General features: G+C 71.3%; 11 protein-coding genes. 7 read left to right on the plus strand and 4 right to left on the minus strand.

From position 1 onward, the window contains the following. Window positions 1-9: 9 nt before the first annotated feature. A complete protein-coding gene (locus tag ACXR8F_RS05030) occupies window positions 10-1608 on the minus strand; it encodes a MinD/ParA family ATP-binding protein (RefSeq protein WP_458799011.1) in 1599 nt (532 codons plus the stop codon). A gap of 253 nt (window positions 1609-1861) precedes the next feature. On the opposite strand from ACXR8F_RS05030, the gene ACXR8F_RS05035 reads away from it, so the two are divergent. The 6 genes from ACXR8F_RS05035 (at window position 1862) to pknB (ending at window position 9461) form a co-directional block, all read left to right on the plus strand. Next, a complete protein-coding gene (locus ACXR8F_RS05035; protein WP_458799012.1) occupies window positions 1862-2641 on the plus strand; it encodes an FhaA domain-containing protein in 780 nt (259 codons plus the stop codon). Window positions 2642-2644: 3 nt separating this feature from the next. Next, window positions 2645-3226, plus strand: coding sequence for an FHA domain-containing protein FhaB/FipA (locus ACXR8F_RS05040; protein ID WP_458799013.1), 582 nt, complete (start codon window positions 2645-2647; stop codon window positions 3224-3226). 4 nt (window positions 3227-3230) lie between these two features. Beyond that, a complete protein-coding gene (locus ACXR8F_RS05045) occupies window positions 3231-4646 on the plus strand; it encodes a PP2C family protein-serine/threonine phosphatase (protein WP_045188940.1) in 1416 nt (471 codons plus the stop codon). Continuing rightward, on the plus strand, window positions 4643-6040 hold the full coding sequence (locus ACXR8F_RS05050; RefSeq protein WP_045188943.1) for an FtsW/RodA/SpoVE family cell cycle protein: 1398 nt from the start codon (window positions 4643-4645) through the stop codon (window positions 6038-6040). Before ACXR8F_RS05045 ends, ACXR8F_RS05050 begins: the two co-directional genes overlap by 4 nt. Further along, window positions 6037-7497: a peptidoglycan D,D-transpeptidase FtsI family protein gene (locus ACXR8F_RS05055; RefSeq protein WP_045188945.1), complete on the plus strand. Its 1461-nt coding sequence runs from the start codon at window positions 6037-6039 to the stop codon at window positions 7495-7497. Before ACXR8F_RS05050 ends, ACXR8F_RS05055 begins: the two co-directional genes overlap by 4 nt. A gap of 107 nt (window positions 7498-7604) precedes the next feature. After that, window positions 7605-9461, plus strand: coding sequence for a Stk1 family PASTA domain-containing Ser/Thr kinase (gene pknB / locus ACXR8F_RS05060; protein WP_045188947.1), 1857 nt, complete (start codon window positions 7605-7607; stop codon window positions 9459-9461). Window positions 9462-9541: 80 nt separating this feature from the next. Here pknB and ACXR8F_RS05065 read toward each other — a convergent pair whose 3' ends face one another. Both ACXR8F_RS05065 and ACXR8F_RS05070 read right to left on the minus strand, forming a co-directional pair. Then, complete coding sequence (locus tag ACXR8F_RS05065; RefSeq protein WP_045188949.1) at window positions 9542-10180, minus strand: aminodeoxychorismate/anthranilate synthase component II; 639 nt, start codon at window positions 10178-10180, stop codon at window positions 9542-9544. A 32-nt stretch (window positions 10181-10212) separates the two neighbouring features. After that, complete coding sequence (locus ACXR8F_RS05070) at window positions 10213-11049, minus strand: DUF881 domain-containing protein (RefSeq protein ID WP_458799014.1); 837 nt, start codon at window positions 11047-11049, stop codon at window positions 10213-10215. Window positions 11050-11192: 143 nt separating this feature from the next. On the opposite strand from ACXR8F_RS05070, the gene ACXR8F_RS05075 reads away from it, so the two are divergent. After that, window positions 11193-11444 (plus strand): cell division protein CrgA, encoded by a 252-nt coding sequence (locus tag ACXR8F_RS05075; RefSeq protein WP_045188953.1) that lies wholly within the window; start codon window positions 11193-11195, stop codon window positions 11442-11444. Between the two features lie 289 nt (window positions 11445-11733). Here ACXR8F_RS05075 and ACXR8F_RS05080 read toward each other — a convergent pair whose 3' ends face one another. Continuing rightward, the gene (locus ACXR8F_RS05080; protein ID WP_045189382.1) at window positions 11734-12639 is read right to left on the minus strand and encodes a rhomboid family intramembrane serine protease; all 906 of its coding nucleotides are present in this window, start codon (window positions 12637-12639) and stop codon (window positions 11734-11736) included. Window positions 12640-12770: the final 131 nt, after the last annotated feature.

Below are 12770 nucleotides of genomic sequence, written 5' to 3' on the forward strand. Positions count from 1 at the left end.
CCGAGGAGGTCAGAGGCCGTCGACGACGACGGCGGCCATCTCCATGCACGCGTCGTGCGTCTTCTTGTTGATCTTCAGCGGGTCGAGGTGCAGGCCCGGCGCGAGCATCGGGTCGTAGGGGATGTCGACGACCGCGCGCACCCACTGCTCGAAGTGCTCGCGCGTGTGCACGCCGGCGCCGATGTCGTTGCCCTTGGCCGAGGTGTGCGAGATGACGCAGACGGCGTTGCGCACGAGGTCGCCCCGGCCCATCGCCACGAGCGCGTCGAGGTTCTTCGCCGCGACGACCGAGGTGTCGTCCTTGAGGGACGTCGCGAAGACGAGCATGTCGGCGCGGGCCGCGGCCGCCAGCCAGTTCGGCGAGAGGCGGTTGTTGCCGGTGTCGACGACGATCATCCGGTAGAAGCGCGACAGCTGCGTGTGGAGGTCCTCGAACTCCTGCTCGCCGATGATGCGCATCGCCTCGTCGTCGTCGGCGGAGGCCAGGACGTCGAACGACAGACCCCGCTGCTCGCGCACCCAGTGCTCGAGCTCGGACGTGCCGGCGTTGGGGTCGTTGGCGATCGTCGGCAGGGCGCCGAGCAGGTCGACGACGGTGCGGTGGTGGCTCTGCGACGGCGCACGCATGCCGAGCGTGCCCTCGGTCTCGTTGTTGTCCCACGCGAGCACCGAGCCCGAGCGGTAGCGGCCGAGGTAGCTCGCGAGCATCAGGGTGACGAGCGTCTTGCCGCCGCCGCCCTTGGTGTTGATGACCATGATCGTCTTGCGGCCGTTGAGCGGCCGGGCGATGCGGTCGATGCGGTCGCGCTCGAGCAGCTCCTTGGTGCTGGGGCCGAGGCCGAAGGCCTTGCGCAGGCCCGAGTTGGCCTTGACCTTCTGACGCTCACCCTTCGAGCGGGCCGTGATGAGGTCCTCGGCGCTCGGGCGGTCGGAGTTGCCCTCGCGGGCGGCGGGGGTGAGGTCGTATGCCGTGTCGGCGCTCGTGTAGCCCTCGGCCGCTGCGGCGGCCACGTCGGGGTCGACGGCCGGCCGGGCGGCATACGCCTGCTGGGCTGCGCTGTGGTCGGTGCCGTAGTGGGCGGACGACGCGGCGGCGGTGTCGCTCGTGGAGCTCGTGGGGGTGGGGGCGCCGGACCCGGCGGGCGTCCAGCCGGAGTACTCCTCCTGCGACGCGGCGGCGGTGTCGGCGTTGTGCTGGAGGGTCGACCAGTGGTCGGTGCTCTGGCCGGTCTCGCTCGTGCCCGGGTCGGACGGCTGCCAGTCCCAGGCGGACGTGGACGAGCCGTTGTGGTCGTGGCCGTTGGCGGACTCGGTCGAGGTGTGGTCGCTGCCGTACTCGCCGCCGTACTCGTAGGAGTCGGTCCAGCTGTTCGTCGAGGCGACCTCAGCCGTGTCGGGGCCGCCGACGGCCGGCTGCTGACCGGTGTCACCCGGTTGCCACGACGTGTCCTCCCACGTCGAGCTCCACGGGTCGGCCGGGGTCTCGTCCTCGTGGTCGTCCGCACCTGCGGTGGGGATCGGAAGGGTGAAGCCACCCGGGATGGAGTTGTTGGCAGAGAAGCCGGGGATGCCCTGACCCTCGGTGGTTCCGGTCTCGTCCTTGCTCATCGAGCGCTCCTTGCTGGCCTTCCACGTGCGGGGACCCGCCGCGGGACCCCGTGAGATCGTCCCATGCTTCCGTCACACATCAAACCTGCCGACCAGCGGCGCGGCGCGGCGCGAAGGGCTCGTGAAGGGCTCGAGATGGACTCTGGAACGGACTCCCGACGGGCCGTGCGGGCCCGTCGGTTGGGGGCAGGAGGGGCTTACCCGGTTACGATGAAGCGCCCGGCCGGAGCGCTCACCTGAAGGAGGAGACGGCGTGGGAATCATCAACCGTGTCGAGCACGGTCTCGCCAAGGCTGTCCACGGTGCCTTCGCCAAGGCCTTCAAGTCCGAGGTCCAGCCCGTCGAGATCGCCTCGGCGATCCGCCGTGCCATGGACGACCGGGCGGCCCTGCTCGGCCACGGCCGCGCCATGGTGCCCAACCTCTACACGATCGAGCTGAGCCAGACCGACTACGAGCGGCTCGGTGACTACGAGGACGACCTGTCCGACGACCTCGTCGCCGCGGCGCAGGAGCACGCCGACTCGCAGGGCTACCAGCCCGGAGGCCCGCTCGAGGTGCAGCTCGTCGAGGGCGAGGGCCTCGAGACCGGCGTCTTCCGGGTGCGTCCCGCGACCGCGAAGCAGGTCGGCCGTGAGCCCGCCGCGTCTGCGGGCGCTGCGCCCCGCCCGCACACCTCCGACGGCACTGTCATCGACGAGGCGCCGGCCCACCGGCCGACGCCGCGGTCCAACCCGTCGGCGCGCCCGTGGCTCGACATCGGCGGCGACCGCTACCCGCTGCTCGGCAGCCTCACGACCATCGGTCGCGACGAGACCGCCGACATCGTCATCGACGACCCCGGGGTGTCGCGCCGGCACAGCGAGATCCGGGTGACGACCGACGGACCGCACCTGGTCACCTCGATCCGCGACCTCAACTCGACCAACGGCACCTTCGTCAACGGCGAGCGCATCTCGACGCAGCGACTCCAGGACGGCGACCGCCTCACGATCGGGCGCACGTCCGCCACCTTCCGAGCCGGGCGCCGGTGACGCATGAGTGAACTCACCCTGACCCTGCTGCGGCTGGGTCTGCTCGCGCTGCTGTGGATCTTCATCTTCAGCGTCGTGGGCGTGCTCCGGACCGACATCTACGGCACTGCCGTCAGCCGTCGCGGTCGACGCAAGGCGCGCAAGGAGGCCGAGCAGCAGAGCCGTCAGCGCCCCCCGGCACGTGCCGCGGCGCCGGCCGCCGCGGGCGCCGGTGTCGCCGCCCCCGCACCGTCGACCGAGCCGGCCGGCGGGTCGGGCTGGCGTGGCCGCGGCCGCTCCAAGGGGCCCGCGACGACCCTCGTCGTCACCGAGGGCCCGCTCACCGGCACGTCGCTGCCGCTGCGCAGCGGTGGCATCCTCATCGGACGCAACCCCGAGTGCGCGCTCGTGCTCGACGACGACTACGCGTCCGGCCGGCACTGCCGCATCTATCCCGACCCCTCGGGGCGCGACGGCTGGGTCGTCGAGGACCTCGGTTCCACCAACGGCACCTTCATCGGACGCGACCGCCTGACCGGCACCCGTCCCGTGGAGGTGGGCACCAGCCTGCGGATCGGCAAGACCGTCCTCGAACTGCGAGGCTGACCCGATGGCCATCGCCCTGCGCTACGCCGCGCGCTCAGACCTCGGGCTGGGACCCAAGTCCCGCAACGAGGACTCCGGGTATGCCGGCCCCAACCTGCTCGTCCTCGCGGACGGCATGGGTGGGCACGCCGCGGGCGACGTCGCCAGCTCGATGATCGTCGGCGAGCTCGCGCCGCTCGACGAGGAGGACGTGACCGCCGACCAGGCGATCCCGCTGCTCGAGGAGGCGCTGCACTCGGCCAACGCGAAGCTGACCAAGGCGATGCGCGAGAACACCGACCTCGCCGGCATGGGCAGCACGACGATCGTCATGCTGCGCACCGGCAACAAGCTCGCCATGGCGCACATCGGCGACTCCCGCGCCTTCATGCTGCGCGGCGACACGTTCTCGCAGATCACCAAGGACCACTCGTTCGTCCAGCAGCTCATCGACGAGGGTCGCATCAGCAAGGACGAGGCCGGCCACCACCCGCAGCGCTCGGTCGTGACCCGCGTCATGACCGGCCAGCCCGACGACGAGCCCGACACGTCCCTGCGCGAGGCGAAGATCGGCGACCGCTTCCTCATGTGCTCCGACGGGCTGTCCGACTTCGTCGGCGCCGACGTCATCGAGGAGATCCTCCGCGAGGCGCGTACGCCCGACGAGGCGGCCGACCGCTGCATCGAGGTCGCGCTCAAGGCGAGCACCCGCGACAACGTCACCGTGATCGTCGCCGAGGTGGTCGACGCCGACGGCGACGACCTGCCGACCACCGTGCCGCAGGTCGTCGGCGCCGCGGGCAAGCGCATGCGCAACAAGACGCGTGCCATCCCGACGAGCCCGGCCGAGAAGGCGGCGGCCCTCTCGCGTGAGGCCACCGGACGGCCGCACCCCGACGACGACGGCCTCGAGCTGGCCGAGGACAAGTCCCGGTCGAAGCGATCCAAGGTCGTGCGCCGCACCATCGGCCTCGTGCTCGTGCTCGCCGTGCTCGCCGGGGGCGGGTATGCCGCGTGGGCCTGGTCGCAGAAGCAGTACTACGTCGCCGCCGACGCCGGCCACGTCGCGATCTTCCAGGGGGTCTCGCAGGACCTCGGCCCGATCCGCCTCTCGCACGTGCAGTCGCAGTCCGACGTGCTCGTGTCCGACCTGCCCACCGACGTGCAGGGCTCCGTCGGCAACACGATCACGGCGCGCGACCTCGCCGACGCCGAGCTCAAGGTCGCCGCCCTGCGCACCGAGGCCCAGCGCTGCCAGCAGATCGCAGCGGCCGGCACCCCCTGTGGCACGAGCCCGGCCCCGACGCCGACCACGCCGCTGCCCACCACCCCGGCCACGCCGACGACCCCCGCACCCACGTCGCCCGTGCCGGCGACGCCTAACCCGTCCGTCTCGACGCCGCCGGCCGTCGCTGCCGCGTTCTCGGGGGTGGGCGCGTGACGACGACCGTCGAGCCGCTCACCCCGCGCACCCGCCGCGGCGCCGAGCTCGTCCTGCTGCTGCTCGCGGTGGGCATCGTGCTGCTGGCGTGGGTCACCACCGACCTCAACCGCAACGGCACCGTGCCGGCCAACATCATCCCGGTCGCCGGCGGCTTCATGGTGCTCGTCCTCGCCGTGCACCTCGTGCTGCGCTGGAAGGCCGCGTACGCCGACCCGGTGCTCCTGCCGATCACCACCGTGCTCAACGGTCTCGGGCTCGTCATGATCCACCGGCTCGACCTCGCTCGCGGCAAGCTCGGCAGCGACGGCGACGCGTACCGCCAGATCATCTGGACGACGCTCGCGGTGGCCCTCGCCGTCGGCGTGCTGTTCCTGCTGCGCGACCACCGGCTGCTCCGCCGCTACACCTACGTGACGATGGCGGCCGGCTTCGTGCTGCTGCTGATGCCGCTGCTGCCCGGTCTGGGGCGCACCATCAACGGGTCGCAGATCTGGATCTCCATCGGGCCGCTCAACTTCCAGCCGGGCGAGTTCGCGAAGATCGCGCTGGCCGTCTTCTTCGCCGGCTACCTCGTGCAGACGCGCGACGTGCTCTCGCTCGCGGGCAAGAAGGTGCTCGGCTTCACCTTCCCCCGCGGTCGCGACCTCGGCCCGATCCTCGTGGCGTGGGTGCTCGCGCTGCTCATCCTGGTCTTCCAGAAGGACCTCGGTTCGGCACTGCTCTTCTTCGGCCTCTTCGTCGCGATGCTCTACGTCGCGACCGAGAGGGTGTCGTGGATCGCCATCGGGCTGCTGCTCTTCGCCGCGGCGGTCGCCTTCGCGCTGTCGGCCTTCACGCACTTCCAGAAGCGCGTCGACCTGTGGCTCGACCCGTTCTCGCAGGACAACCTCGAGCGGTCCAACCAGCTGGCCAACGGGCTGTGGGGGATGGCCTCGGGCGGACTCACGGGCACGGGTCTGGGCGCCGGCCGGCCCTACCTCACGTCCTTCGCCGAGAGCGACTTCATCTTCCCGGCGCTCGGCGAGGAGCTCGGCCTCTTCGGCGCCGTCGCGATCATCGTGCTCTACCTGCTCTTCTGCGAGCGCGGCATCCGCACGGCTCTCGGCGTGCGTGACGGCTTCGGCAAGCTCCTCGCGATCGGCCTCTCCTTCTCGGTCGCCTTCCAGCTGTTCATCGTCATCGGCGGCGTCACCCGGGTGATCCCGCTGACCGGTCTCACGACGCCCTTCATGTCGCTGGGTGGCTCGTCGCTCCTCGCGAACTGGGTGATCATGGCGCTGCTGCTGCGCATCTCCGACCAGGCGCGTCGCCCGATGCCCGAGATGCCGGTGGGCGTCGCGGTCGACGACCCGTCGCCGGCCGAGGCCACCCAGGTGGTGAAGCTGCCGTGAACACCCCGATCCGCCGCCTGTCCGTCGTCATCGCCTGCCTCTTCACGGCGCTGCTCGTCGCCTCGACGATCGTGCAGTTCACGCAGGCCAAGTCGCTGAACGCCATGGCGACCAACAAGCGCACCCTGCTCGACAGCTACTCGCGCGAGCGCGGCTCGATCATCGCCGGGGGCCAGGCCATCGCGAAGTCGGTGCCGGTCGAGGACCAGTACCGCTTCCTGCGCACCTACTCGCAGGGCGACCTCTACGCCCAGCTGACCGGCTTCTACTCGTATGCCGTCGGCGCCCCCTACGGTCTCGAGCACGCGTCCGACGACCTCCTCTCCGGCGACGCCGACACCCTCTTCGTGCGCCGCGTCACCGACCTCATCACCGGGCGCAAGACCTCCGGCGCCACCATCGAGCTGACGATCGACCCGAAGGCGCAGGCGGCGGCCGACAAGGCCCTCGGCGACAACAAGGGCGCGGTCGTGGCGCTCGACCCGAAGACCGGCGCGATCCTCGCGATGGTCAGCCACCCCACCTACGACCCCAACCCGCTCTCGAGCCACGACCTGTCCAAGGCGGCGAAGGCGTGGCAGACGCTCTCGACCGACAAGGACAAGGCGTACCTCAACCGGGCCATCAGCGGCGTCTACCCCCCCGGCTCGACGTTCAAGGTCGTCACCGCCGCGGCGGCGCTCGAGAACGGCGTCGTCACCGACGAGAACTCCTCGGTGCCGGGGCCGCCCGAGCTCGACCTGCCGCTGACGAAGACCCCGCTGCCCAACGAGAACGGCCGCGCGTGCGGTCCGAACGACAAGACGACGCTGATCCACGCGCTCGAGATCTCGTGCAACACCGCGTTCGGCTCGCTCGGCCTCGAGCTGGGCGGCGAGAAGCTGCGGGCCCAGGCCGCCAAGTTCGGCTTCGGCGACTCGCTGCAGGTGCCGATGCGCGTCGCGACCAGCTCGGTCCCCGCCGACCTCAACGCGCCGCAGGCCGCGCAGAGCGCGATCGGCCAGTTCGAGGTGCGCACCACCCCGCTGCAGATGGCGATGGTGGCGGCCGGCATCGCCAACGGCGGCCGCGTCATGACGCCCTATCTCATCGACTCGGTGCGCAGCGCCAACCTCGACATCATCGAGTCGACGCCCGACCCCGTCGAGCTGTCGCAGGCCGTGTCCGAGCAGACCGCGTCGACGCTGACCAAGATGATGGTCTCGGTGGTGCAGAACGGCAGCGGCGCCCGCGCCAAGATCGACGGCGTCGAGGTGGCCGGCAAGACCGGCACCGCCCAGCACGACCTCGACAAGCCCCCGCACGCCTGGTTCATCTCCTTCGCCCCCGCCACCGACCCGAAGATCGCCGTCGCGGTGGTCGTCGAGGACGGCGGCGTCAAGGGCAGCGAGGTCGGCGGCGGCCGTGTGGCCGCCCCCATCGCCCGCGACGTCATGGAGGCGGTGCTGAACCGATGACCGACCGACCCGACCAGCGCGAGCAGCCACCTGCGGGCGCCCGACGAGCGGACCACGATGACCCAGCACCCGGACGAGCACTTCACGAACGAGCAGAGGCGAACGACGTGACCACCGCAGCCCGCGTCCTCGGGGGACGCTACGAGGTCGGCGAGCTCATCGGACGAGGCGGCATGGCCGACGTGCACCTCGGCCACGACACGCGGCTCGGCCGCCAGGTCGCCATCAAGATGCTGCGCTCCGACCTCGCGCGCGACGCCAACTTCCTCATGCGCTTCCGCCGCGAGGCGCAGTCGGCCGCGGGACTCAACCACCCGGCCATCGTCGCGATCTTCGACTCCGGCGAGGACGAGGGCGTGGCCGACGGGCCGCACGGCACGCGTACGACCCTCCCGTACATCGTCATGGAGTACGTCGACGGGCACACCCTGCGCCAGCGGCTGACCGACCACCAGCAGCTCGACCCGGCCGAGGCGATCCGCGTCACCGAGGGCATCCTCGACGCGCTGGCCTACAGCCACCGGATGGGCATCGTCCACCGCGACATCAAGCCCGCCAACGTCATGATCACGAGCACCGGTCACGTGAAGGTGATGGACTTCGGCATCGCCCGGGCCATCGCCGACACCGCCGCCACGATGACGCAGACCCAGTCGGTCGTCGGCACGGCGCAGTACCTCTCGCCCGAGCAGGCCCAGGGCCAGACCGTCGACGAGCGCTCCGACCTCTACTCGACCGGCTGCCTCCTCTTCGAGCTGCTCGCCGGTCGTCCGCCCTTCGTCGGCGACTCGCCGGTCGCGATCGCCTACCAGCACGTCGGCGAGCTGCCGCAGCCGCCGAGCGTGTGGAACGACGCGGTCGGCGGCGACCTCGACGCCGTCACCCTGCACGCCCTCGCCAAGGACCGCGAGGCCCGCTACCAGGACGCGACGGCGTTCCGTGACGACCTCGAGAACGTCCGGCTCGGTCGCCAGATCAGCGCCGCCGCCCTCGGCACCGCGGCCGCCGTCGGCGCTGCCGCGACCCAGACGCTCCCGCAGGCGTATGCCGCCGCGGGCGCGCCGACGGCCGTGCAGCCCCCGGTCGGCGCGCGCCGCGACCGCTACCAGAACACCGCCGGCCTGCCCGCGGTCGGTCACGACGAGATCGACGGCGCGGAACGCAAGAGCGGTCGCGGCAAGGCCGCGTTCATCACCCTGCTCGTCATCGCCCTGCTCGCCCTCGTGGGCTGGGGTGCGGTCACGTGGTTCGGCAACCAGGCGCCCACGACGGTGCCGACCGTGGCCGTGCCCACGCTCGAGGGCATGAAGGAGGACGCCGCCGCCCGCACGCTGGCGACCAACAACCTGCGCGGCCAGAAGAGCTCGGCCCCGAGCACGACCGTGCCCGAGGGCGAGGTCGTCAGCCAGGACCCCAGCGCCGGCACGAGGGTGCAGACCCAGACCACGGTCAAGTACGTCGTGTCCTCCGGTCCCGACACCCTGACGGTGCCCGACGTCACGGGGATGGACAAGGACGAGGCGCGGTCAGAGCTCGAGAAGGCGGGCTTCGCCGTCGCGGGCTTCACCCAGGAGAACACGCCCGACCAGGACAAGGACAAGGTCACCAAGACCGAGCCCGCTGCGCGGGCCGTCGTCTCGAAGGACACGAAGATCCGGATCTTCTACGCGACCGGCAACGTCAAGGTGCCCGACGACCTCGTCGGCAAGGACTGGGCGCTGGCGGCCGTCGCGCTGCAGAACGCCGGCCTCGACCCGCGCAAGCAGTCGGTCGACTCGGAGAAGAACCCCGACGAGGTGCTGGCGGTCGACAAGGCCGGTGACGTGGTCAAGCGCGGCACGACGATCGTCGTCAAGGTGGCCAAGACACCGAACGCGACGGTGACCATCACACCGACCCCGCCGCCCACGACGACCACCAACCCGCCGACGACGCCCCCGCCGACGACCCTCACCCTGCCCTGACCTCTCTGTCGGGTGCCCACTCTCCGCCGTCGGAGAGTGGGCACTCGACGTGAGGGGGTCGCCGACGGTGGCGGGGCCCGTCAGACGGCGGCGGTGACGAGGGGGCTCAGCCCGGCCGAACGCTCGACCGCGCCGGGGTCGCCGCACATCGCCAGGAAGTTGGCCAGCATGCGGTGGCCACCCTCGGTGAGCACGCTCTCGGGATGGAACTGAACGCCGTGCAGCGGCAGGTCGCGGTGGCGTACGGCCATGACGAGGCCGGAGTCGGTGTGCCCCGTCGCGACGAGCTCGGCCGGCAGCGTGGCCGGGTCGATCGTCAGCGAGTGGTAGCGCGTCGCGGTGAACGGGTCGGGCAGACCCTCGAGGACGCCGGTGCCGTCGTGGTGCACGAGCGACGTCTTGCCGTGGAGCAGCTCGGGCGCGCGCCCGACCGTCGCCCCCGCGACGACGCCGAGCGCCTGGTGTCCGAGGCACACCCCGAACATCGGCTTCGCGATGCGCGCGCACTCGCGGATGATCTCCATCGAGACCCCCGCCCCCTCGGGCGTGCCGGGGCCGGGCGAGACGAGCACCCCGTCGTATGCCGCCGCCTCGCTCGCCTCGACGGCGTCGTTGCGCACGACCGTGCACTCGGCGCCGAGCTGCTCGAGGTAGCCGACGATCGTGTAGACGAAGCTGTCGTAGTTGTCGACGACGAGGATGCGGGCTGGGCTGGTCATGCGGTGTCTCTCAGACAGGGCTCGGGGGCGGGTCAGCGGATCGGCGAGGCGTACTGGAAGTCCACCGAGCCCGAGTATGCCGGGAACTCGATCGAGCTGTGCGTGTGCACCCCGTAGCCGAGACCGACCGCGTCGACGTACTGCTTGTAGATGGTGACCGACGGGTCGGCGTCGAGTCCGCGCTGCAGCCGGTCGACGTCACCGATGGCGGTGATGCGATAGGGCGGGGCATAGACGCGGCCCTGGAGGATGAGCGTGTTGCCGACGCAGCGCACGGCGCTCGTCGAGATGACCCGCTGGTCCTGGATCATCATCGCCTCGGCGCCCGACGACCAGAGCGCGTTGACGACGGCCTGGACGTCCTGCTGGTGCACGACGATGTCGTCGGCCGTGAAGCCGTCGGGCAGGGAGTCGGCCGTGCGGTGGGCGTCGTCGAGGGTGACCTCGATAGCGGCGCCCCTGACCTTGGTCGTCGCAGCAGTGCCGGCCAGCTCGTCGGCGGCCCGGTTGAGGGTGGAGATGTGGTCGTCGGCGGGCGCGTTGGTCTTGGCGAGCGCGTTGACCTCACGCTGCAGCTCGTCGAGGAGGGTCGACTTCTCCTGGACCCGGACCGTGCCCTCCTTGATGAGCTGCGGCAGGTCGCGGTCGGCGCGCAGGTCACGGCCCTGCGCGGCCTGGAAGCTCATCGCGAACATCAGGCCGGCGGCCGCGGTGACGACCGGCACGAGCACGCCCCACGTGAGGCGCCGGCGGACCTTCGGTGCCGGCGCGGGCTCGGCGGGCGCAGCGGGCTCGGCGGGCGCAGCGGGCTCGACGATCGGCGCACCATCGGGAGGCTCGGGTGCCTCGGGACGGTCGGCGTCGTTCATGTCGGGTCCTCGCTCGCGCGGACGGTCCGCGCCGCCACCATTGTGCCTCCTGCGACGGGCCGGTCGAGCGGAGGTTCCGTGCGCGGGGACGCGGGGCACCTCATTGGTTACCCTTGGCTCAACTCAGACCAAGGAGAAGTGCTGTGCCCGAGTCCAAAGGCCGCGACCACAAGGCGGCGGCATACGTCCCGCCCCGCACCAGCAAGGCCGCCGAGCCCAACCCCACCTGGTGGGCCCCCGTCTTCATCACGCTGCTCGTCCTCGGGCTGCTGTGGATCGTCGTGTACTACGTGACGGAGTACAAGTTCCCGATCGGGTCCATCGGCGTGTGGAACCTCGGCGTGGGCTTCGTGCTGCTCATGGCGGGTTTCATCATGACGATGCGGTGGCGGTGAGGGCTCGATCGGCATCCACACCTGCCCACAGCCTTCCCGGCGCCGGCTGTCCACACCTGTGGACGGCCGGCGTCGTTCTTTTTCCTCCACAGCTGTGGACAACCCCCGTGCACAAGTCCGCGCGCACGGCCCGCCGGCTGTCCACAGAGTTTTCCCCAGCTGGGGATGAATGACACGCGTGTAACTACATCCACAGGCTTTTCCACAGCCGGTGGACAACTCGCTGTGGGCGGATGCAGAAAGCGCCCCCGAGCGTCGGCTCGGGGGCGCTTCACGGGACGAGACGGAGTCATCCGGACGTCAGCTCGCGGATGTCGACCGGGACGGTGAGGTACTTCGCGACGGCGAGGCCGACCACGACGGCGAGCACGGCGAGCAGGGCCACCCACACGAGGCGGCGCACGCCTTGCTTGCGGAACGCGACGATGACGCCGGCGCAGGCGAGGCCGGTGACGAGGCCGCCGAGGTGGGCCTGCCAGGAGATGCCGGGATAGAGGAAGCCGAACGCCGCGTTGATCGCGATGGTCGCGTACATCGCGGTGGACGAGCGGCCCAGGTGGCGGTTCAGCACCAGCAGCGCGCCGAACAGGCCGAAGATCGCGCCGGACGCCCCGACGACGGCGCCGAACCACGCGCCCCGTCCGCCGGCCGCGATGTCGGCGACGGTGGGCGTGCCCGCGAGCAGGGTCACGGCGACCTGACCGCCGATGCCGCTGATGAGGTATAGCGCTGCGAACCGGGCGCGGCCGAGCATCGGCTCGAGGTACTGCCCCAGCGACCACAGCGCGAACATGTTGAGCAGGATGTGGAAGATCGTCTGCGGCGAGTGCAGGAACGCGGCGGTGACGAACCGCCACGGCTCGCTCCACCCGAGGAAGGGCGCGAAGGCGAAGTCCAGGGTGACGGAGTCACTGGCGCGCTGCGCGAGGTAGGCGACGGCGCAGATCCCGATGATGGCGTAGGTGACGACGGGGGTGCCGTCGGTCGCTCGGCCACCGAAGACCGTGCGCGCGTCGGGCGTGGAACGGGCGGCGTCGCGTACGCAGTCGACGCACTGGATGCCGACGGCGGCGGGCCGCTGGCACTCGGGGCACGCGGGCCGCCCGCAGCGCTGGCAGCGGACGTAGGCCTCGCGGTCGGGGTGGCGCGGGCACACGGACGGACCGGCGGCCGGCTGCGGCACGCCGGGGCGCACCGGTGGCTGGCCGGCCGGGCCGGGCGGGCCGTACTGGCTCGGCTCGCCCGACGGCTGGGCCGGCGGGACACTGCTCGGGTCGTCGGACAACTCGATCTCCCTGCCGGTCTCGTCCGTGTCGGTTCGCGTCG

It is taken from the genome of Terrabacter sp. AAH1 (assembly GCF_054456855.1).